Source organism: Mycobacterium sp. SMC-4 (assembly GCF_050205565.1).
Taxonomy (GTDB): domain Bacteria; phylum Actinomycetota; class Actinomycetes; order Mycobacteriales; family Mycobacteriaceae; genus Mycobacterium.
The window spans coordinates 268,647-288,405 of sequence record NZ_JBNMQU010000003.1 but is presented as its reverse complement, the minus strand read 5'-3'; the positions used below and the strand labels follow the sequence as shown (position 1 = coordinate 288,405).

The following is a 19,759-nucleotide window of genomic DNA, read 5'->3' as shown; positions in this document are numbered from 1 at the left end:
AACCTTCCGAGAAGCGGTTACGCCGGAACGTTCCCTGTCCGATATTTCGGATCCGCGACACAGCCGATGCGACCGTGTTGCCGCTTCCTCACTCGGCCGGGTACGGCGTTGTGCGTTCGGCGGTGTTTCGGCGTGACCCGTTCGGACAACCCTGTCGGGCACACGTGTCCGACGATGGAGGTTTCGCCCGTGGAGCAGAGCAGGATCCCCCCGACACCTGAAGACGCCACTCAAGCCACCGCTGAACAGCAGGAACTGCAGAAAAAGCTCGAGCACTCCGACGACGACCCGGACGCGCCGGCGCGCAGCCAGACGCGGCACCAGATCCCGGACGAGAATTGAGCCGCTGCCGCCGAAAAGGCGGATACGGGAGCCCGGCGCGGCGTACGCTGGATGGCGCTGGCAAACGTCCGGGGAGGAGTTTCGCGTGCGTGGGGGTCGCGTTTTCGGAGCCGTCGCGGCGACGGGCGCCGTTGCCGTTGTGCTGGCTGTTCCCGCCGGTGCAGAAGATACCGACGACGTCTTCATCGATGCCATCGACACCAAGGGCATCCCGTACTCCAGCACAGCCGATGCGATCGATCTCGCGACGGCGATCTGTGAGTACGTCTCGGCCGGGCAGCCGGCGAATCAGGTGGCGGTCGAGATCGTCGGCCCTGCCGGTTGGACCGCCGAGCAGAGTGGGCTCTTCGTCGAGGCCGCCACACGCTCGTACTGCCCGTCTTAGGCGTGGGTGTGGCTGACTACCCGCAAAGTGCCGCCGAACGCGGTCGGGTGGAGCCGTCACCGCGACGGGTACGCGGCTTCTGCAACGGCGAGCCGGTGTTCGACACGACGGCGGCGCGCTACGTCTGGGAGATCCCGTACTACCCGCAGTACTACGTGCCGTTGACCGACGTGCGGCGTGACTGTCTGGTCGACGAGGACCATCCGCAACGGGTTCAGTTCGGACCGTCGCGGTTGTACGGGCTGCGGGCGGGTGGTCGGGAGGTGGCGTCGGCGGCGCGGGTGTTCGACGACGGTGACGGTCCGGTCGCCGGGCTGGTGCGCTTCGAGTGGGACGCGCTGGACTGGTTCGAGGAGGACGAGCCGATCTTCAAGCATCCGCGCAACCCCTACGCGCGCGTCGACGCGGTGCGGTCACACCGTCACGTGGTCGTGGAGCTGGACGGGATGACGTTGGCCGATACCCACTCACCGGTGCTGTTGTTCGAAACCAGCTTGCCCACAAGGTATTACATCGATCGTACCGATGTGGTGTTCGATCATCTGGAGCCGTCGGACACGCAGACGGTGTGCCCGTACAAGGGGACCACGTCGCGCTACTGGTCGGTGCGGTCCGGGGACACCGTGCATGCGGACCTGGCGTGGAGCTACAAGACACCGCTGCCCGCGGTGTCAGCGATCGCGACGATGGTGGCGTTCTACAACGAGAAGGTGGACATCACGGTCGACGGGGTCGAACTGGCCCGGCCGCAGACGCACTTCAGCTGAGTCGGGCGCGTTCGGTTCGAATCGTCGGCGGGTATTCCCGTCTCTGGCGAATCAGCGATCAGGAGGCGTGCGAATGGTGGTTCTCGGTGTTGCGTTGCTGGTGCTGGCGGCGGCGGCGATCGTCATCGGCCTGGTGATGTACGGCAACGGCGCAGGGACGGTGCCCGAAAGGCCGATGCGTGATGCGACCGCGACACGGCGCGGCCTTTCGCGGGTGGCGTGGTCGGATCTCTTCGCGACGATGAAGACGTCGGTCCGCGGGGCCGCGAGTTCGGACGCGGACCCCGAGCACCGCAAGGCGTCGATGGGTGCGTTCATCGTGCTGGCGGGCCTCATCCTCGTGGTGTTGGCGATCTTGGCCTTCATCGCCGCCGCTGTCTGAGCGCGTCAACCCTCGGGGCGCCGTCTCACCCTCGGGGCGCCGTCTCAGCGCGTCAGCCCTCGGGCCGCCACGAAAGTGCCCGCACAGTAGTCACCAAGCGCGCCGCACTACCGCGAAGGCACTTTCGCGACGCTCCCGCATGAGCGCCGCCGCCGTCTGAGCCGTCGGCCCTCGGGCCGTCTGAGCGCGTCAGCCCTCGGGGCGGCCACGAGCCGTCAACCCTCCGGGCGGCCACGAAAGTGCCCTCACCGTAGTCACCAAGCGCGCCGCACTACCGTGAGAGCACTTTCGCGTCGCTCCCGCATCAGCACCGCCGCCGTCTCAACGCGTCAACCCTCGGGGCGCCATGAGCCGTCAGCCCTCGGGCCGCCACGAAAGTGCCCTCACCGTAGTCACCAAGCGCGCCGCACTACCGCGAAGGCACTTTCGCGTCGCTCCCGCCTCGCTCCCGCATGAGCGTCGCCTGACGCGTCAGCCCGCTGGCGGGGCCGGTGTCGCCGGAACCGTCGTGGTCGTGGTCTCCGGCGGCGTGGTGGTCTCTGTGACGGTGGTCGTGGTGGTGGGCGTCGGGGACCCTTCGGGTGCCGGGGTGGCGGGCGTCGTCGTCTCTGCCCCCGGTGACGGCACCGGCGCGGCAGGTGGGACGGGGGCGCCCGGCGGCACCGTCTCGGTGACCACGGTCGTCGTCGTCTCCGCCGCGGGCGCAGTCGCCGGGCTGATCACGCCGCACGCGAGCCGCACATCGGCGCCCTCGGTGGCGCCCGGCATGTCAGCGCCTTGGTGCAACATGATCGACGAGCCGTTGGGTCCGGTCAGATCCCCTTCGGTGAAAGCGTCGGTGGTCGCGACCAGCTTTCCGGCATTGTCGGAGCGCACCAGCAGTGGCGGAAGGTCTCCGCTGGCGGGCATACCGGTGTGGCCGGGTGCCTGGAAGTGCTCGCCGGCCGAGCTGAAGTCTGCGCCCTCGCAGCGGCCGAACTGGTGCAGATGCAGGCCGTGGAAGCCCGGTGACAGGGTGCTGTCGTCGACGGTTTCGATGGTCACGGTCGCGAAGCCGCCGGTGAAGTCGATGGTCGCATCAGCCACGGCGGTGCCGTCGGCAGTGGTCAGTTGAGCCGTCAGCCCCTGCGCGGCGTCGGACGTGGTGGTGGTCGTGGTGGCCGAGTCGTCCTCAGCTGACTGGTTGGCGCAGCCGGCGAGGACGGCGGCGGGAGCGGCGAGGGAAGCGATGGCGACGGTGACATGCTTGTTCATGGCCGCCCCGTACCCATACTGGGTGATCTTGAAACGACGCACCGTCGATCGGCGCGGGCTCCGATGAGAGGCTGAGACGATGACCGAGACACGCCCGCCCCTGCCCCCTTTCACCCGTGAGACGGCCCTGCAGAAGGTCCAGGCTGCCGAGGACGCCTGGAACACCCGCGACCCACACCGAGTGAGCTTGGCGTACACACCGGATTCCCGTTGGCGCAACCGCGATCTGCATTTCGTCGGCCGTGAGGAGATCGTCGCGTTCCTGACCGCCAAATGGGAACGCGAACTCGACTACGCGTTGCGCAAGAGCCTCTGGGTGTTCGACGAGAACCGCATCGCGGTCCGGTTCCAGTACGAGAGCCGCGACACCAGCGGCCAGTGGTACCGCAGCTACGGCAACGAGCTGTGGGAGTTCACGCCGGAAGGCTTGATGTCACGGCGCGAGGCGAGCATCAACGACGTCGCCATCGACGAGTCGCAACGCCGAATCTTCGGAGCCCGCCCGGAATCCGAACGCGGACACGAGATCCCGCTGTGGTGAGCTGACATCAGTCGGGTGCGGCCAGCGGCCTCGACGGGGAGCGGGTCAGCACGGTGCGCCGGTCGATGTCGAGATCCGGCCCGACATGGACCAGCTCGCCGACTCCGAGCGGTTCCCACGGGCCGTCATCCATGCGCTCGGTGGCGAAGACCACCGACGGCGCATCGGCCAGATGGTCGCTGTGCGCACTGATCCTGTTGGTGTGCAGGGAGAAGTCCCGACGACGCTCCCCGGTGCGGTCGAGTAGATACAAGTCGTGGGTCTCGGGATACCGCAACGCCCAGAGATCGGTCTCCGTCGCCAACAGGATGTTGACCGCCGAGATCGCGACGTTGTCGACCAGCCAGCTCAACGACTCGGTGATGCCGGCTGCGACGTCGCCGCCGTTGTTGCGCACCGCTGCGGTGATCAATGCGAAGACGCGCTCGGAATCGGTGTCGCCGAGCACCAGGTCGGTGACACCGAGGGTGGTGAGCCGCGCGTCGAGGACGTCGAGGTCACCCACCACTCCGTTGTGGGCGAAGATCCGCCGGTCCTGCACGAACGGATGGGTGTTTTTGTCCTCGGCGGCCCCGGTGGTCGCGTACCGGACGTGCGCGATGAACGTCTGCCCGGTCATTTCGCGGGCCTCGGTGGCGAAGTCGCGGTCCTGCCACGCGGCCATCGGCTGCTTGCGCACCACCGGCGTCCCGTCGGTGTCGAACAGGCCGAGCCCGGTGCCGTCCGGGTTGCGATGGCTCTGCTCAGCGAGGCTGTCGGGCGCCTCCAGCAGCCAGAACGTCGCGGTCACCGGCTTTCCGGCGTGCAGGCCGAACAGGCGACACATCAGGTCACCGGGCCGCTGCCGTGACGAGGGGTCATGGAGCCTGTCTACTCTCTTGCCGGCTGGCGGCACGGCGTTTCGGCGTCACGAGCGCTCGGCATCCAAAAGAGGACGCCGACATCGGGTCGGCGTCCTCGTAGATTGCGGATCGGAGTTCAGGCGACCATGTCGGCCGGTGGACCTGTCTCGCCGGTGTAGATCGGCACCAGTTCCGGAGCGAACACCACCAGGGCTGCAGCGACGACCTTGATCGCTTCGTCCCTGGTGAGTCCGGGGTTGTCGAGCCATAGGGCGTATGCCGCGTCGCCGAAGCTCACACCACGGCGCAGGTCCCAGGCGATCACGTGGCCGGTGAACGCAAGGTCTTCGTAGGTGGTGCCGGCGGTCGGCCCGATGCCATCCTCGAGGAGGAGGCTGATGAAGACCTGCTCATCCCGGGTGAGAGCTTCGGCGGTCGGAGCGCTCAACAACGCATGGCCCAACAGACCGAGAATCAGCATGGCGGCCGCGGTCACCAGCGCCAGAACTCTGGTCGGTGCGCGTGCTTGGAGAGGTTCGTCGGCTGCGGCGTGCACGGTGACGTTCATGATTCCCCCTGAGGTCGGGCGTCTTTGCCGTCACCTTTGACAGTGCGCTCTTGCCGACGGGAGCAACAGGGTCAATGGTCCTGATTTCGGGGCTCAAATGCCTATGCGTTGCCGGGGATTGGCGACCTCAGCGTAGAGAACCAAAATGCCCGGTGGCACCGCGGCCGCTATCGCGCAGCATTTGCCGACACCGTCAGTTTCCGGCGGAGCGGCTCTTGGCCGAGCGTGGAGTCAGGCCACTTTGCCGACGTGGAGGGCCGACTCCCCGATGGTCGCCGAAGCGCCGTCTCCGATCATGGTGCGCAACAACTTTGCGTGCTGACGCCGGCCGCGTTGGTCGGCGCGTTCCATGCCGCCGGAGAGCCCGAGAGCCGCGGCGCTGCGCGCCAGGTTCAGCGGCAGCCGCAGCATCGGATACCAGGGCAGCGAGTACGACGGCAGCCCCAACTGCTGCACCGCACGCCGCCCCAGGAAGGTACTGGTGATCGACAGGTGCTGAGCGCGGGCCAGCCGCCGCCGCAGCCCCGGGAAAACGTCGTAGTGCCACGCCAGCGGATCCTCGACCATGGGGGCGGCCAGCTGCTTGCTGGACTCGTCGGGCGCCGCCAGCGCGGTCAGCGTGTGCGCCAAGATCCGGACACTGTCGCGGAAACTCGTGGGCAGCCACTGGTCTTCGACGCCGATGAGCGAGCCGACGTAGCGGGTCAGGTGGGCGACGGCGCCATACTCCTTCGGCGACAACACAACACCCATACCGAGCGCACCGACGGCCGGCGCCACCAGCGCGCCGACCAGTGTCGCGGCCATGTCGGTCTGGTTGACCGGCACCCCCCATTCGTCGGCGCGCCAGTCGGGCATCGCCGCCACGTGCCGACGCACGAACGAGTGGATCAGCCGTACCCGGATGGTCGACCGGTACCCCACGCCGAGTGGCTCCAGCCCGTCCTCGGCGATGACGTCCATGGCCCACTGCATGGTCTCGGCGAACCGCTTGTTGGAGCCCTTCTCCAAAGCTCCGGTGCGCAGCAGCGTCTTGTTGAATCCGGAGAACTGGTAACCACCCAACAGTGAGACGTCGCGAGCGACGTACATGCCGTCGGCGCCGCCCCGACGCAGCGCGCGTTGTCCGATGCGCAGCAGATCCCTGTTCACCCAGTCCGGCGGTGTCTCAACGGATTCGAAGAACTCACGCAGGGGCGCCGGTGCGTCCGGGACGCTGGCGATACCTTCGGTCAGCGCCTGTTCGAACAGCGGACGCGTCTGTTCGGTGCCGGTGGCGGCCATCCACTCGACCAGGCGGTCCATCGACTCATCACCGACGGTGAGGCGTTCCCCCAGAACCTGCCACTGGTGTGGATTCGGATTCCGGATCGCCAGGGCCGTCGCGATGGCGCGGACGCCGGCCGGGATCGGCCGCGGGCGGTCCGGGTGGCGCGACGGAATGGGCACGCTCACGACGGCTCCTCCTCGAGCTCATTTCTGACAACGCATGTAGTCAGAATGTTAAGCCGAGGAATGGACAGGTGTCAACGAACCGCGTGGGCTCAACTGCCCAGCGGCACCTCGGCCAACTGGGTGAGCCGCACGCTGTTGCCCGACGGGTCGCGGAAGCCGCAGTCGATGCCGTAGGGCATTTCGTGGGGCTCCTCGGCGAACTCCACTCCGCGAGCCTTCAGTCGCTCGTAGGCGCCCCGACAGTCCTCGGTGGTCAGGAAGATGGTGCCGGCGAACCCTTTGGCGGTGAGGTCGAGAACCTGGCGCCTGCTGGTCTCGTCCATCACCGGCTCGCCGGGCACCGCCATCAAGACGATCGACACGTCGTCCTGTCCGGGCGGTCCCACGGTCAACCAGCGGAAGATGCCGTCGACGTCGGGTAGCGAAACATCCTGGCGCACTTCGAAACCAACCTTCTCGGTCCAGAATTCGAACGCGACGTTCTGGTCGTGCACCCAGAGGTGGGCACTTGAGATCTTGATCATGGGGTCGACGCTACGACGGTGCCGATCAGCGCGTCTTCTCCCCGTGTGCTGTCTTGGGGACGCGGGTATCGGCCTTGGGCCGGGTGTCGCGGCTCAGGATGCAACTCGGAATCCGGGCGTGGACTGTCGCGGGCGGCATGGACGCGCGGTACGCCGCCGGTGGCAGCCCGTAGGTGCGGGCGAAGCTGGTGGTGAACGACCCGACGCTCTGCAATCCGACCATCATGCAGATTTCGGCTACCGGCCGGTTGGTGTGACGCAGCAGTGCGGCCGCTCGTTCCAGCCGCCGCGTCTGGAGGTAGGCCCGCGGGGACTCCCCGAAAGTCCTGGTGAACATGCGGCTGAAGTGTGCGCGCGACAGGCCGGCCGCCGCAGCCAGCTCATCGACGGTCAGCGGCTCGGCGTAGCGCGCATCCACGAGGTCCTTGGCACGCATCAGGTAGCGGGCCGGTGGAGCCGAAGCCATAGCCACAGTATGCCGCTGCGACGGGCCGGAATGCTCGCTTCGCCCAGGCGCGAATGCGGCGACCTGCTAGCCGGCTTCGGCTTACCGGATACCAGCCAGCTAGCTTGGACACCATGATCGTCACTGGCGCGCTGCTCGCCGAGTCCGCCTCAGTCGTCGACAACAAGCTCAACGTCGTCGGTGGCGTGATCACCGCCTGTTGGGCCGGGCCGCGCCGGATGGTCGAGCCGACGCTGGTGGTGCTGATCCAGCCTGAACCGTTCGATCGGACGGCGACGATCGACGTCCGATTCACCAACCCGACCGGCGAGGCAATCGACGTTCAGTTCGATGTACCGGAGTCCAGCCTGGGCGGTGAGATCGGGTTTGTGTTCTACCCGCTGCGGCTGCCGGTCCCCGTCAAGGGGCGTTACCTTCTGTCGGTGTCGGGGCGCGGGGGGTTCGTCAGCCTGCCGCTCACCGTGATGGACTGATGCTCGGCCGGCTCTTTACGCCGCGGTAATACTGCGTCCCTACAGTCGGACTTCGAGCCGGCCACCCCGAAAGGCATTCCATGGACGCAGTTTCGCGACGGCAATTCTTGGCGATCACAGGTGCTACCGGCGCGGGCGCCCTCGCCCTCGGCGGTGCGGCAGCATCATTCGCCGTGCCGGGAACGAATTTCGACCCCACGGTATGGCGTGAGTACGGCGACCCGCTGGTCGGCCCCACCGGCTCCGGCCTGTTGAACGGCCGCACCGTTGCCGTCAAAGATCTCTACGATGTGGCAGGCCATGTGGTCGGTGCCGGTAACGATGCATGGCTCGCCGAATCCCCGGTGGCGACCTCGACGGCGCCCGCAGTGGCGGCGCTGCTGGCGGCCGGCGCGGCGATCGCCGGTATCAGCCGCACCGACGAATTCGCCTACAGTTTGGCCGGCACCAACGGACACTACGGCACTCCCCCGAATCCTGCTGCACCGGACCGTATTCCGGGCGGCTCCTCCTCGGGTTCGGCGAGTGCGGTGGCGTTGGGGCAAGCGACGATCGGGCTGGGTACCGACACCGGCGGCTCGATCAGGATCCCGTCGTCCTATCAAGGGCTGTACGGCATCCGCACCACGCATGGTGCGGTCTCGCGCGACGGCCTGATCCCGCTGGCGCCGTCGTTCGACACCGTCGGATGGATGACGCGGACGCGGCCGGACCTGGTGGAGGTGGCGGCCGTCCTGGAACCGAACCTGCCTGCGTCAGTGACCTTCCCGCGTGCGGTCTATGCCGAGTCGCTGATCTCGCTGGCGGATCCGGACGTGGCCGCGGCGATGCGCCGGGCCATCACCGGCTGGTCCGGTGACCTGCCGATCAGCCCCATCGATTTCGACGCCGACCCGCTGCCGCTGTGGGTGAAGGCCTTCCAGACTCGGCAGGGTTGGGAAGCGTGGCAGGCGCACGGCGCCTGGATCGAACAGCACTGGGACACATTGAATCCCGATGTGCGATCACGATTCGAAACGGCATCCAAGCGCACGCCCGACGAACTCGCCGGGGCCGACGCCGTCCTGGCCACCGCGCGGGCCACGATCGACGGCGCGCTCGGGGATGCGGTGCTGGTGCTGCCTTCGTCGTCCTCGGTGGCACCGCCTCGGGACAGTGCCGCGCTGGGCGGCGACGTCATCGAAGACATCCGGGCACGCACGTTCCAGCTCACCTGCCTGGCCGGGATCACCGGCCGTCCAGCGGTCAGCACCCCCCTGCCGGTCGCCGGCCCGCCGATCGGCATCTGCACGGTCGGGCCGCGGGGCTCCGATCGGGCGCTGGCGGCGTTGCGGGTCAACGGGTTGTAGCGCAGCGCGTCTCACGGATACGGGTCGGTGGTGACGGATCGACTGCGGGCCCGGTGCCGGCCGCGCCGCACCGCCCACACCAACGCCACGACCGTCGACATCGCGAGCAGGATCAGCCACGGCCACGCACCGTTGCGGTGCACCCAGCCAGCAGCGGCACCCTGCAACCGGACGGCGAAGGCGATCACCGGATCTTCAGGATCGCCTGCGGCGTGGAACAACTGGACCTCGTAGTAGCCGTAATAGGCGACGTAGAGACCGACCCCGACCAGCACCACACCCCCGAGGCGATTGATGTAGTGCAGGGCTGCTTTGATGCGGCCGGCCATCGATGAGCCGGTGAGGGCGACCGCGACGGCAAGCGCCCCGACGACCAGGGCAAAGCCGCCCGCGTAGGCCAGAAAGATCCACGGGCGCCCCGAGCTGCTCCCGACAGCGGCGCCGGTGACCGCGAGGAACGGGCCCACGGTGCACGACAGCGAGGCCAGGGCGTAGGCCACGCCGTAACCGAACATCGACGACAGCCGCGTGGTCGGCGCCGGCGCGGCGCGGGACAGTCGGTCCGGGATCAGCACCGTCAGCTCTCGGCCCAGGATCAACCAGATGCCCAGGAGCACAAGGATTATCCCGATGACGATGGTGACGTAGGGTAGGTACCGGCTCACGGTGGACGCCACCGAGACGGTGAGCACCCCGAACGTTCCGAACACCGCCAGGAATCCGGCGGTCATGGCCGCGGTTGCGGTCAGAGCACGTCCGACGGCGACGGGCATGGGGCCGCCGCCACTGCCGCGCACCACCAGCGCGAGGTACGCCGGCAACATCACGAAGCCGCACGGGTTCAGCGCGGCCACCAGTCCGGCGGCGAACGCCAGGCCGACCAGATTCTGCTGCACACTGCCCGCTGATCAGCCGGCGAGCGAGGCCACCCGCTGCTGCAGTTCCTGTTCCGACATGGCCGTGGTGGGGTTGTTCACGAATGTCGATGTGCCATCGGCGCGGTAGAACACGTAGGCGGGTTGCCAGGGCACGTTGTAGCGCGCCCAGATGGCGCCGTCGGCGTCGTTGAGCGTGGTGAAGTTCAGGTCGTATTTGGACACGAAGTTCTGCATGGCTGCGGCGTCGGAGCGTGCGGCGACGCCGACGAACGTCACCGACGGATTCTCGGCGGCAACCTTGCTCACCGAACCGGCCTCGGCGTTGCAGATCGGGCACCACGGCGTCCAGAACCACAGCACGGCGGGCTGTCCTTGCAGCGACGCTCCGTCAAACGGTGCACCGCTGAGCGTCGTCCCGGTGAAGTCGAGGCGGTCGTCGGCCAGCGCCGCCGGCGGGCCGGTCAGCGCCAGCATCAGGATCGCCGCACCGAGGGCGGCCACCAGGGATCTGCAGAGACGGGAAATGTGACCGGACATGATGACTCCTCTGCGCCCGCCCACCTGGCACGCGCCTGAACGGAATGGCCCATTACGCCGGAATCCACCCGTTCGGCCTGTGACGGATTTCTTACAGGCGTCGAAGGCTTCCAGCGCGAAGCCCGTCCGCAACTTTACGCCCGGTGACGCCGCGTCCCAACCGTCAATCCGCGTCGACGTCCATCTCGGCGAGGACCCGCCGCAGCAGCTTCCCGGTTGCATTGCGCGGCAACTCGTCGACGAACACCACGTCGCGCGGAACCTTGTGCCGGGCCAGGTTCTCCTTGACGTAGAGCTTGATCTCCGCGGCGTCCTTCGTCGCACCGGCTTCAGGAACGACGAAGGCGCGCAATCGTTTTCCGAACTCGACGTCGTCGACACCGACGACCGCGACCTCGGCGACGTCGCTGCGGGCCTCCAAAAGGTTCTCGACCTCCTGGGGGAAGACGTTCTCGCCGCCGGAGACGATCATGTCGTCGTCGCGGCCGTCGACGAACAGCAGGCCGTCCTCGTTGAAGTGCCCCATGTCGCCGCTGGACATGTAGCCGTCGATGATCTGCTTGCTGCGGCCGTCGGTGTAGCCGGAGAACGGGGCGCCGTTGCGGACGAAGATCCGGCCGCGCCGGTTGTAGCCCTCGATGCGTTGGTCGTTCTCGTCGAACAGGACGACCTCGCAGGTGACCGGAGACCGGCCCGCGGTTCCGGGTGCGGCGCGCAGTTCGGCGGGGGTCGCGACGCTGGCGACGGCGCACTCGGTGGACCCGTACATGTTGTAGAGGACGTCGCCGAAGGTGTCCTGCACCCGGTTGGACAGCTCCGGGCTCAGCGCCGATCCGGCGATCAGGATCACCTTCAACGACGACGTGTCGTACTTGGCGATGATTGCCGGGTCCAGTTCGACCATCCTGTGCAACATGGTCGGGACGGCCACCAGCATGTCGGCTTTGTGGGTGGCGATGAGCCCCAGCGTCGCCTCGGCGTTGAACCGGCGGGCGGTCACGATGTTGTTGCCGAGCGCGGCGCCGACGGTGTAGGTCGCCCACCCCGTGCTGTGGAAGATCGGTGAGACGATCACCATGGTTCCCTTGCGCGGGAACGGGACTCGGTCGACGAACTGGGATGTCGCCAGCGGTGACACGCTGTCGCGGGGCGCGCCTTTGGGCAGACCGGTCGTGCCGCTGGTCAGGATGACCGACCCGCCCGCCTTGTCCGGCGGCGGCAGCGGCTGCGACGGACTGGTGGCGACGATGTCGTCGAGCGTGGGCACCCCGGCGGGCACATCCGTAACGTCGTCCACCCAGGTCAGTACGCGGGGCATGTCGGCGGGCAGCGCGTCGAGGAGACCGAGGAACTCGCTGTCGTGCAGGACGACGGCGACGTGCTCGCGCTGGCACACCTCGGCGAACTGCGGCTTGGCGAAGCCGGTGTTCATCAGCACCATCCGCGCGCCGACCTTGCCGCACGCGGCCATCGTGATGACCAGGCCGCGGTGGTCCCGGCACAGCACGCCGACGACCGATCCCGCCGCAACGCCCCGGTCGCGCAGCCCGTGGGCCAACGCCCAGGACTGGTCGTCGACCTGCTTGTAGGTCAACGTGCCACGCTCGTCGGTGATCGCGGGCAGCGAACCGTACTTGTGGGCGCCCAGGATCGCCATGGTGGCCTGCGGGCCGTAGGTGCGGGAGAGCTTGGCCGCGCGGGCCGAGGACTTGAGGTCGGTGAGGTCGATGATGCCGCTGTCGATCAGCCGCTTCACCGCTCGACCCGACTCGGACACCAGTTGCAGTTTCTGGCGAACGCCGTGCAGCACGTCATTCATCGGTAGGCCTCCTCGCCGAGTTCCTGGGAAGAAACGTAGCAAGTTGCGGCGCGGGATTTTCGTGGATGCGTGGCGTGGGCCGCCAATCCGCGCTCAGCGGTGGCAGTGCTCTTTCACACCGGCGGGTCGTGCTGATGACACCAGAATGTTCACCCGCGCGACAGCGGCACCCATTTCTCCTGCGGTGCGGGCTGCCGCGCGGAGGGGAACTCGTGCAGATCGCCCGAGCCGGACGGCGCCGCGTCCCAACGTGCGAAGGTCAGCGGTGACCGGATCCACGCGTCCAGCAGGAGGTAGGTCGCTTTCATCGAGTCGAGGTGGGTTCTCTCCCATCCGTGGCTGCCGTCGACGCCGAATCCCACCAGCGCTGCCCGGGTGTTCGCGCCGGCTTCGATGGCGGCGGCCGCGTCGGATCGGTAGTACCGGAACACGTCGCGGGCGAACGGGATGCTTCGCTCCTCTGCCAGCCGACACAGTTTTCGGGTCAGGTGATAGTCGTAGGGGCCGTGCAGATCGGACATCGGAACCGTGACGGCGTCCTCGCGGGAGTGCTGTCCGGGTGCGCACACCGCGTTGTCCACGGTGATCATCTCGGCGATGTCGTCGGGCAGCCCCGTGCTTGCGCCGTAGCCGACTTCTTCGGAGATGGTGACCATGACCGCGGTCCGGTGCGGCAGCATCGCCGAAGTCTCCGTCAGGGTTTTGATCAGCGTCAGCACGGCCGCGACGCCGGCCTTGTCGTCGAGGTGACGGGACACAACGAAGCCGTCTTCGGTCAGGACGGGATTGGCCATCAGTGCCGCGTAGTCACCGACCCGGATACCCAGCTTGACCAGGTCCTCCTGGGCGGAGGCCCGTCGGTCCACCCGAACCTCCACGTGATCCCAGTCGGTGGGCTGGTTGTCCACCTCGTCGCCGAACGCATGGCCGCTGGCCTTGAGGGGAAGGATTGTGCCGGTGAGGAATTCGTCGGAGTTGTCGGTGAGGATCCGCACGCGCGCACCGGCGGCGAACCGCGCCGAGAAGGTGCCCACGGGAATCACCTCGAGACGGCCGTTGTCTTTGAGCGAGCGCACCATGCACCCGGTGGTGTCGGCGTGCACCACCAGCGCGCGGTCGGCCGTCTCCGACTCTCCGGGTAATTCGACGATCAGCGCGCCGCGGCGGGTCAGCGAGAACGACAGCCCGAAACTCCCGATGATCTCGCCGATCATCCGCATCACCGCGTCGGTGCGCCCTGTCGGGCTCGGTGTCTGCAACAGCGTGAGGAGGGTGTCCACCATCCATGCGCTGTCCGTCTCTGACATGGCGTCGTTCGCGAGCATGGGCTCTCCTCCACGGACCCCGAGGTCGCGACAGAGCGCCGACTGCGCTGAGCGACGGTCCGCTCTGGTCGCAGCCTATAGGTTGCCGATGGCGAAGATCGGCGATTGGCCGGCCGGTGTGCGATCACGATGCGCGCGAATCAGGTTCTGCGACAGCCACTTCAAGATCAAATTTCGGTTTGGGCCTTGTGGCTGGAAGCGTTCGCGGCGCAGAGGTCAGCGTGCAGCGTTTGCGTCGGTCAGCAGCACGGCCGCCTCGTTGTAGGGAAACGCTCGGAATAGCAGCCGGGAACGCGGTATGACGACGGCTCCGGCCTCGGCCTTGCTCACCACCCGTGGGTCGACGAGCGCGACAGCCCGTCCCCGCTTGTGCAGCACCGTCGGTCCGCCGGCCAGCACGTTCTTCAGCCAGTCGGTCTGCGGGCCGTAGCCGATGAGGATGGCGTAGCCATCATGGGTCTTGAACACCAACAGCGGCGTCCGATATCGCTTACCCGACTTCCGCCCGACGTGCTCGAGCGTCCCGAGGCTCGGAAGCCACGGTGTGATCGTGCGAGCCGCCGGATTCGTGACTCGCTTGTTGAACTCTGCGATTCGGCGAGGCACGCGCATTCTCGGAGTGTAGGTATTCGTCGAGGTTTCTCGCTGACGCCTTGCTGAACGTTTCAAGTCCAAACAACCGACTGCGTGTTCGGCGTGACACGTGGCGGCTTTGATACCGCCCTCTAAGGCGTTGAGGTGCGTTGACTCGCGTCGACCAGCGAGCAGAAATGGACTCTGAAAAGGGAATCAGCAGTGTCGGGCATGAAGTCATCGCATGGTGGATCGCTGAGTCGTCGGACGGTGAGCGCAATGCGCGGAGTCACGCCGGAACCCCGAGGCGCTCGCGGTCCGCTACTTCGCGGGTAACCGGCATCCGGTGCTGCCGGTGATGAGAGCGGCGGCTTGCGATCCGAAGCGCAGGGTGGTGCCGGTGTCGCTGGTGAATTGCACGTCGTGATCGTTCGGGTTGTCTTTGAAGACGGTGAGGTTGTCTGCGCCGATTGAATGGGCTGCTTCTACTGCGAGGTCGTAGGCCTGTTGCCAGTGTTGTTCGCGGATCGGCGTGCTGGAGACATACTTGGGCATGAGGATGACCTCTCCGTCTGATTGCTCGAACGGCGGCAGGCATCCGGCGCGGCTGTATTCGCGTTGCCATTCCCAATTCGCGGTGGGCGCGATCGCGGTGATCTGCTGACCGAGCGTGACGATCGCTGCCTCGACCTGAGTGCGAGTGTCTTCGAGAGAGGGCAGGGTGGTCAGGGTATCGGCGGCCTTGGCGGCGTCATCCGGTGCGGTGGGCTGGTAGGGGTCGGTAATCCGGCATCCTGTAGCAATTAGGGCGAAAACGAGGACTGCGCAGGCGATACCGCCTTGGCGGCGGGTCATCGCTGGTGTCATATGAGTCTCACTTCTGCGGGATGGGTGTAGTGCCTGCGATGACGGCGGCGATGTTGTAGCCGGTGGCGTACGGCTGACCGGTGAGGCCATTTGAGCGCGGGAACTCCCACAAATTCAAATTCACCGCCGTTCCGCTACCCAAGCCTCCGATAAGCGGTGAGATGGTGGCCAGCCGGTCCACCCCAGGAGCGTAACTGCCAGGTCTCGCCGCTTGGCTTCGCCAGGACGGCCGACGCTGAAAGTCACTTTGCGCGATGTGGTGGCCGATCTGGAGAGCGGCGGGTACGCCGGCCCGCGACGGCCGGCGGTCACGTTCGGCACCGTGGCAGAGACCGGGATTGCCGCCAAGGCTGCGAACCTGAGCCGAAAACCGTTGCCAGCCTACGTGGACTGCTCGAGGTGGCGATTCTGCTCTTGGACGGCTCCACACCATCTCCGACTCAACGTGCCTGCTACCGTCCGCGCCGATCCGTACACACAAGCGTGTCCACCTGGCCGCGCCTAGGGTCAACGCACCACCTCGGGTCACCAGAACTGGAGTCGGCGGGATATGCGAGCGCCTCACGGTTACGAGATAGCCGGCGCCCGCGGACCGCTACTCCTCCGCATGCGTTGCGCCCGGCGGCCATACCTCCGTTCACCGCTGCGGGGCGGTTTCGGGCTGACTAGCCGGCCGATGGTCAGCCGGTCGCATTGAACAACTGAACTGGGCTTTCCTTGTGCCCCAGTCGGACTCGAAACGACACTTGGCGGATTTTAAGTACCCGCACGGGGCTATTTCGACCTGCGGCTAAGCAACCCTGCGACTAGTCAAATCCCCAGCTAGAGAGCATATCTGGCCGCACTCAGCTACCGGACCAGGCGACACCCTTTCAGGGTTGCACAACGAATGCACAACGGAACTACCCGCGACGGATGTTTGCTGCATTCTGCGACACGCGGTTCAGACTTGTCGGCCGGCGGCCCTATCGTGGAGCGGAAGGCGTACGGGAGGTGCGTCCGGAAAATACCGATCCGGGGGAGCGATGACAGGCAACGAACCACAAGGCGCCGAATCAGCTATCAACTACATCCCAGTGTCACTCAGCGGCGGCACTGCTAGCGATATCGCAGACCTGGTATCGATCATGGGCGACCTCGAATTCGCCAGAAACTGCGCGGCGGGATATCTGCAGCGTCTCGGAAAAGCCGGGGAGGAGAACGAGTTGCTCGCGCGGGCCTTATGGACTGCGTGCTGCATCTCCTATCGGCGCGTCTTCACGACAGGCAAAGGGCACCTGGAACCGGGCAAGCCAAGACTCAAACTGAAGCCGACGTGGACTGACAACCTGACGCCCCACCAACTCGCAGCACACGAGAGCGTTCTCGACACCGCCAATAAGCATGTAGCGCACCGCGTTAGCGATCTAGAGCAAGTGTTGGTCCAAGGATTACTTGCTCCCCCGCCGCTGCCGCGCGAGATGGTTGGTGTCGCGGCACCGATCTTGCACATGGTTGGCGCTACGCAGCAGGAGGCGGAACAGTTGATTTCTGTTTGCGATCTGCTACTTAACGTTTCAGATCAGCAGTGGAGTCTGCTCGTGGACGAGATCAAAGTACATTTCAACAAGAATATTGATCCTCTGTACGAGAAGGTCGAAGCGCAGCAGGACGACAATGTGGGGACGTAAGACCGTCGCCGCTAGCCCTGAAATCGCCGCGAAGAACGCCGAGTATGCCGAGTATCCAGGCCGCGCGTACATGCAGGTTGAGGCCGAAAAGCGCAAGCGCAAGTTAGCACAGCACGAGCTGGCGAAGGCCAAGAAATGGACGCCCGAGCGAACGTATTGGTTGCTCGGTCTGGTCCCGGTAACGCTCGTCGCCTTGCAGATCCTCATAGCTGCCAAGGGCGACCCGAACACGCTGCGCTCGCTCGTGCAGAACTTGAACATCACGGCAATATTCCTCGCCACGGTTCTGCCATTCGCGCTGGTCGTGTTGGCGTTCCTATGCCTATCAGTCGCGCTGACTGAATTATCGAGCTGCCGCAGAATGAGAGCGAGCGATCCGATGAACCCTGCGCTCGCAAGTGCGCTTACCCGTCTGGGCGGCGCATTTGCGTTGGGGTTGCTCGGCACCGCCCTCAGCGTCGCAACGATGCCCACAATCCTGTTCGTAACCACCCTTGCCATCTGCACTACGTGGCTAGGTCTCTATATGGGCGGCGATAGCAAGCACCGATTTACCACGCTCTTTCAGGCAATCGTGCCCGTCTACCTGTTCGCGGTGATGGCCGCTGGTGTCGTCTTCGTCCTTACGTCTGGTATGTGGCTCCCGCGAGAACAACTCACCTTCGGTCGCGCTCAAACAGGAGCGGTCTACGTATTGTCGTCCGACAGCGAGTGGACGAAGTATCTGGACGAGGCTACGAACTCAGTGGAAATTGTCAGTACGAAGTATGTGACTAAGCGCGAGATAATGCCCGACGACGACAACTGGACTAATCAGACTGTCGCGGAATTGATTTCGCGATACCTCTAGTTGGCCTGCTGCCGCAGCGGAATAACCGTGCCCGTCGTCGGCAGGGCGGGCAACGGTGCGGGTGCTGTCTTGTCGTCTTCGATCCAGTTGCCGTACGTGTCGAGTGTGATTGTGTGCGTTGCATGCCCAAGCAGATCAGCTACGCGCATGTAGTGCATCGACTGCACCAAGCCACCCGCGCCGGTAAGCCACAGCACCGCCGCCGTGTGCCGTAGGTCGTGCACGCGGACACCTTTCGTGGCGGGGCGGACCGGTGTGCCCGCTGCCGAAAGTGCAGCCGCCGAACAGGTCGCAAAGTGGCGCGCGATCCGCGCCGACCAGGAAGGCGCGGACTAGTGAAGCGCCGTCCCGCTCGTCGGCACCCGGTGGCCGGGTGACGCAGCGCCGATCCGGTTACGCAGAAGCGGCTACGGCAAGCGCTGGCAGCCCGGCGCAACGCGGCGACGCAAAGCGTCCAGCAGTTCCGCACGCGGCGGCTCGCGGCGGCGATGGTGCAGACCCGCCGACCGGAGACCGACCCGAGCACCGTCGAGGCCGCTGCGCTGGCCGAGGCCCAAGCGGCGCAGCGCAGCCTAGGCGACGTGTTCGGCACGCCCGGCGATAGCGCTAGCGCCCAGCACAGTGGGCAGGGCGGTCAGGACTCGTCCTCGTCCGCGTCCCACTCGTCGTTCTTGTCCGCGTCCCACCCCTCATACGCGTCCCGAAGTTCAGCTGAGGCTTGTGCAAACGCCTCATCGTCCCACGGAAGGTCTCTCATGTCGGGTCGCGGCACGACACCGGCAGTGACAGCCGACTCCGAGAATCCGATAACCGTTTGGACAAACCACGAAGCCGACTGGACGAGGCTCGGATCGTCGGACACAAATCCAGTCTCAAGATGGTTACGCGCGGCCTCGGTCGAATTTGCAGAGCCAAACCACACTGTCTGCGGGACGAACTTGAATTCCTCCCGCTCGCCATACGGCGTGTCGTACTGCCGCCAACCTAACTGGCCAAGAACCAGTAGTTTCGCGTGCAAGAGCGGTTTTTGCCCCGGCTTATTCCATCCCACAACCCGTACCGGATCAAGCATGCGGGGCAGTTCGTCTCGATCTGTGTATGGGCCGATCATGGACGGCGCCGAAGTGTCGTCCACCGGCACCATGTCTTCCAAGCCGGTGAATGCACTGTTCGGTATCCCCGTCCCACGCTTGATGCGCTCAGCACGAGAGAACGCACCTTCGTTAATGGGAGATTTGTCGACCACGACGCAGAAGTTGGTGAGTTTCAGTAGGCGTTGCGCCACAGCCGCGCTCGTCAACCAGGGCACACAACCGATCGCAGCATGGTCCATCTCGCGCCCGATGCGTGGTGCGGCGAGGTGTTCATCGAGCACCTCACAGAGCCCGTCGACCACCTGGCCACCGAACCACGCACGCCAGCCGCTACCGCTTAGCCCCCAGGTTTGGGGGTGGCCCGACCACCGTCTGAACTCCTTGTAGTCGCCAAACGGCTTAGGAACAGCTCGATTATCTCCCCCGACCCCTCCCGTGAACCACATATTTGCTGCACCGCCGTACGTGCGAAGCCGACCGCGCCATGTGTGCACAATGTGTGCACAACGGAACTCGCATGTTAAACAGCTTAAGGGCTCGCGCAACGCTTCTACCAGCAGTTATACGGTGCCCCCAGTCGGACTCGAACCGACACTTGGCGGATTTTAAGTCCGCGCTTTCAGCGTTTGTCAGCATGGGTACACAACACCTAGCCGCCCAATCTGCCTTCTTATGTGGAGTTTTCATGATTTCAGCGTTGGTATGACTAGTTGATTTTGGGTGACGTGTGCATACATATTGTTTACAGCCTGCATCGCACTCAAGGTGGCACGAAGGACGTGGATGACGCCGGTGGCG

At 65.9% G+C, this 19,759-nt stretch carries 24 protein-coding genes and 1 tRNA gene; 9 read left to right on the top strand and 16 right to left on the bottom strand.

Annotation, left to right across the window (positions count from 1 at the left end; all coding sequences use genetic code 11):
* Window positions 1-189 precede the first annotated feature (189 nt).
* From ACQI46_RS08195 to ACQI46_RS08180, 4 genes are all read left to right on the top strand, one after another.
* Entirely contained in the window at window positions 190-342 is a 153-nt protein-coding gene (locus ACQI46_RS08195) for a hypothetical protein (protein WP_427093473.1), read from the top strand.
* An 85-nt stretch (window positions 343-427) separates the two neighbouring features.
* Window positions 428-727, top strand: coding sequence for a DUF732 domain-containing protein (locus ACQI46_RS08190; protein ID WP_427093472.1), 300 nt, complete (start codon window positions 428-430; stop codon window positions 725-727).
* A gap of 8 nt (window positions 728-735) precedes the next feature.
* Window positions 736-1,494 carry a DUF427 domain-containing protein gene (locus ACQI46_RS08185; RefSeq protein WP_427093471.1) on the top strand — a complete coding sequence of 253 codons (759 nt, stop codon included), beginning with the start codon at window positions 736-738 and terminating at the stop codon, window positions 1,492-1,494.
* Window positions 1,495-1,567: 73 nt separating this feature from the next.
* Window positions 1,568-1,876, top strand: a complete 309-nt coding sequence (locus tag ACQI46_RS08180) for a hypothetical protein (RefSeq protein ID WP_427093470.1) — start codon at window positions 1,568-1,570, stop codon at window positions 1,874-1,876.
* A gap of 471 nt (window positions 1,877-2,347) precedes the next feature.
* Here ACQI46_RS08180 and ACQI46_RS08175 read toward each other — a convergent pair whose 3' ends face one another.
* Window positions 2,348-3,130, bottom strand: coding sequence for a superoxide dismutase family protein (locus ACQI46_RS08175; RefSeq protein WP_427093469.1), 783 nt, complete (start codon window positions 3,128-3,130; stop codon window positions 2,348-2,350).
* Window positions 3,131-3,209: 79 nt separating this feature from the next.
* Between ACQI46_RS08175 and ACQI46_RS08170 the strand changes: the two genes are divergently transcribed.
* Window positions 3,210-3,671, top strand: a complete 462-nt coding sequence (locus tag ACQI46_RS08170) for a nuclear transport factor 2 family protein (RefSeq protein WP_427093468.1) — start codon at window positions 3,210-3,212, stop codon at window positions 3,669-3,671.
* 7 nt (window positions 3,672-3,678) lie between these two features.
* Here the strand turns inward: ACQI46_RS08170 and ACQI46_RS08165 are convergent, their stop codons facing one another.
* The 5 genes from ACQI46_RS08165 to ACQI46_RS08145 all read right to left on the bottom strand — a co-directional run bounded on the left by ACQI46_RS08165 (window position 3,679) and on the right by ACQI46_RS08145 (window position 7,526).
* A complete protein-coding gene (locus ACQI46_RS08165) occupies window positions 3,679-4,497 on the bottom strand; it encodes a class II glutamine amidotransferase (RefSeq protein WP_427093467.1) in 819 nt (272 codons plus the stop codon).
* A gap of 152 nt (window positions 4,498-4,649) precedes the next feature.
* Complete coding sequence (locus tag ACQI46_RS08160; protein WP_427093466.1) at window positions 4,650-5,081, bottom strand: DUF732 domain-containing protein; 432 nt, start codon at window positions 5,079-5,081, stop codon at window positions 4,650-4,652.
* 231 nt (window positions 5,082-5,312) lie between these two features.
* Window positions 5,313-6,536 carry an oxygenase MpaB family protein gene (locus ACQI46_RS08155; protein WP_427093465.1) on the bottom strand — a complete coding sequence of 408 codons (1,224 nt, stop codon included), beginning with the start codon at window positions 6,534-6,536 and terminating at the stop codon, window positions 5,313-5,315.
* Window positions 6,537-6,625: 89 nt separating this feature from the next.
* Window positions 6,626-7,060: a VOC family protein gene (locus ACQI46_RS08150; protein ID WP_427093464.1), complete on the bottom strand. Its 435-nt coding sequence runs from the start codon at window positions 7,058-7,060 to the stop codon at window positions 6,626-6,628.
* A 25-nt stretch (window positions 7,061-7,085) separates the two neighbouring features.
* Complete coding sequence (locus tag ACQI46_RS08145; RefSeq protein ID WP_427093463.1) at window positions 7,086-7,526, bottom strand: helix-turn-helix transcriptional regulator; 441 nt, start codon at window positions 7,524-7,526, stop codon at window positions 7,086-7,088.
* Between the two features lie 113 nt (window positions 7,527-7,639).
* Between ACQI46_RS08145 and ACQI46_RS08140 the strand changes: the two genes are divergently transcribed.
* Window positions 7,640-7,999, top strand: a complete 360-nt coding sequence (locus ACQI46_RS08140; protein WP_427093462.1) for a hypothetical protein — start codon at window positions 7,640-7,642, stop codon at window positions 7,997-7,999.
* Between the two features lie 173 nt (window positions 8,000-8,172).
* Window positions 8,173-9,348, top strand: a complete 1,176-nt coding sequence (locus ACQI46_RS08135; protein ID WP_427093461.1) for an amidase family protein — start codon at window positions 8,173-8,175, stop codon at window positions 9,346-9,348.
* 11 nt (window positions 9,349-9,359) lie between these two features.
* Here the strand turns inward: ACQI46_RS08135 and ACQI46_RS08130 are convergent, their stop codons facing one another.
* The 7 genes from ACQI46_RS08130 to ACQI46_RS08100 form a co-directional block, all read right to left on the bottom strand.
* Window positions 9,360-10,244 carry a cytochrome c biogenesis CcdA family protein gene (locus ACQI46_RS08130; RefSeq protein WP_427093460.1) on the bottom strand — a complete coding sequence of 295 codons (885 nt, stop codon included), beginning with the start codon at window positions 10,242-10,244 and terminating at the stop codon, window positions 9,360-9,362.
* A 12-nt stretch (window positions 10,245-10,256) separates the two neighbouring features.
* Entirely contained in the window at window positions 10,257-10,763 is a 507-nt protein-coding gene (locus ACQI46_RS08125) for a protein disulfide oxidoreductase (protein ID WP_427093459.1), read from the bottom strand.
* A 163-nt stretch (window positions 10,764-10,926) separates the two neighbouring features.
* Window positions 10,927-12,582 carry an acyl-CoA synthetase gene (locus ACQI46_RS08120; protein ID WP_427093458.1) on the bottom strand — a complete coding sequence of 552 codons (1,656 nt, stop codon included), beginning with the start codon at window positions 12,580-12,582 and terminating at the stop codon, window positions 10,927-10,929.
* A gap of 149 nt (window positions 12,583-12,731) precedes the next feature.
* Window positions 12,732-13,907 carry an osmoprotectant NAGGN system M42 family peptidase gene (locus tag ACQI46_RS08115; RefSeq protein ID WP_427093457.1) on the bottom strand — a complete coding sequence of 392 codons (1,176 nt, stop codon included), beginning with the start codon at window positions 13,905-13,907 and terminating at the stop codon, window positions 12,732-12,734.
* A gap of 216 nt (window positions 13,908-14,123) precedes the next feature.
* The gene (locus tag ACQI46_RS08110) at window positions 14,124-14,519 is read right to left on the bottom strand and encodes a nitroreductase family deazaflavin-dependent oxidoreductase (RefSeq protein ID WP_427093456.1); all 396 of its coding nucleotides are present in this window, start codon (window positions 14,517-14,519) and stop codon (window positions 14,124-14,126) included.
* Window positions 14,520-14,801: 282 nt separating this feature from the next.
* Entirely contained in the window at window positions 14,802-15,347 is a 546-nt protein-coding gene (locus ACQI46_RS08105) for an LppA family lipoprotein (RefSeq protein WP_427093455.1), read from the bottom strand.
* Window positions 15,348-15,354: 7 nt separating this feature from the next.
* Window positions 15,355-15,528, bottom strand: a complete 174-nt coding sequence (locus ACQI46_RS08100) for a hypothetical protein (protein WP_427093454.1) — start codon at window positions 15,526-15,528, stop codon at window positions 15,355-15,357.
* Window positions 15,529-16,372: 844 nt separating this feature from the next.
* Here ACQI46_RS08100 and ACQI46_RS08095 point away from each other — a divergent pair.
* Window positions 16,373-17,017, top strand: a complete 645-nt coding sequence (locus ACQI46_RS08095; protein WP_427093453.1) for a hypothetical protein — start codon at window positions 16,373-16,375, stop codon at window positions 17,015-17,017.
* Complete coding sequence (locus tag ACQI46_RS08090; RefSeq protein WP_427093452.1) at window positions 17,004-17,867, top strand: hypothetical protein; 864 nt, start codon at window positions 17,004-17,006, stop codon at window positions 17,865-17,867. The genes ACQI46_RS08095 and ACQI46_RS08090 overlap by 14 nt, the downstream gene beginning before the upstream one ends.
* Here ACQI46_RS08090 and ACQI46_RS08085 read toward each other — a convergent pair.
* The 3 genes from ACQI46_RS08085 to ACQI46_RS08075 form a co-directional block, all read right to left on the bottom strand.
* Window positions 17,864-18,091, bottom strand: coding sequence for a hypothetical protein (locus tag ACQI46_RS08085; protein ID WP_427093451.1), 228 nt, complete (start codon window positions 18,089-18,091; stop codon window positions 17,864-17,866). The genes ACQI46_RS08090 and ACQI46_RS08085 overlap by 4 nt on opposite strands.
* A gap of 410 nt (window positions 18,092-18,501) precedes the next feature.
* A complete protein-coding gene (locus tag ACQI46_RS08080; RefSeq protein WP_427093450.1) occupies window positions 18,502-19,263 on the bottom strand; it encodes a hypothetical protein in 762 nt (253 codons plus the stop codon).
* A gap of 266 nt (window positions 19,264-19,529) precedes the next feature.
* Window positions 19,530-19,603: transfer RNA gene (locus ACQI46_RS08075), tRNA-Leu, on the bottom strand.
* Between the last annotated feature and the right edge of the window lie 156 nt (window positions 19,604-19,759).

Coding starts and splice junctions, on each gene's coding strand:
- ACQI46_RS08165 (WP_427093467.1), bottom strand. CDS start 4,497: ATGTGTCGCCTGTTCGGCCTGCACGCCGGAAAGCCGGTGACCGCGACG.
- ACQI46_RS08175 (WP_427093469.1), bottom strand. CDS start 3,130: ATGAACAAGCATGTCACCGTCGCCATCGCTTCCCTCGCCGCTCCCGCC.
- ACQI46_RS08145 (WP_427093463.1), bottom strand. CDS start 7,526: ATGGCTTCGGCTCCACCGGCCCGCTACCTGATGCGTGCCAAGGACCTC.
- ACQI46_RS08125 (WP_427093459.1), bottom strand. CDS start 10,763: ATGTCCGGTCACATTTCCCGTCTCTGCAGATCCCTGGTGGCCGCCCTC.
- ACQI46_RS08110 (WP_427093456.1), bottom strand. CDS start 14,519: ATGCGCGTGCCTCGCCGAATCGCAGAGTTCAACAAGCGAGTCACGAAT.
- ACQI46_RS08115 (WP_427093457.1), bottom strand. CDS start 13,907: ATGCTCGCGAACGACGCCATGTCAGAGACGGACAGCGCATGGATGGTG.
- ACQI46_RS08095 (WP_427093453.1), top strand. CDS start 16,373: ATGACAGGCAACGAACCACAAGGCGCCGAATCAGCTATCAACTACATC.
- ACQI46_RS08105 (WP_427093455.1), bottom strand. CDS start 15,347: ATGACACCAGCGATGACCCGCCGCCAAGGCGGTATCGCCTGCGCAGTC.
- ACQI46_RS08120 (WP_427093458.1), bottom strand. CDS start 12,582: ATGAATGACGTGCTGCACGGCGTTCGCCAGAAACTGCAACTGGTGTCC.
- ACQI46_RS08090 (WP_427093452.1), top strand. CDS start 17,004: ATGTGGGGACGTAAGACCGTCGCCGCTAGCCCTGAAATCGCCGCGAAG.
- ACQI46_RS08150 (WP_427093464.1), bottom strand. CDS start 7,060: ATGATCAAGATCTCAAGTGCCCACCTCTGGGTGCACGACCAGAACGTC.
- ACQI46_RS08170 (WP_427093468.1), top strand. CDS start 3,210: ATGACCGAGACACGCCCGCCCCTGCCCCCTTTCACCCGTGAGACGGCC.
- ACQI46_RS08160 (WP_427093466.1), bottom strand. CDS start 5,081: ATGAACGTCACCGTGCACGCCGCAGCCGACGAACCTCTCCAAGCACGC.
- ACQI46_RS08180 (WP_427093470.1), top strand. CDS start 1,568: ATGGTGGTTCTCGGTGTTGCGTTGCTGGTGCTGGCGGCGGCGGCGATC.
- ACQI46_RS08140 (WP_427093462.1), top strand. CDS start 7,640: ATGATCGTCACTGGCGCGCTGCTCGCCGAGTCCGCCTCAGTCGTCGAC.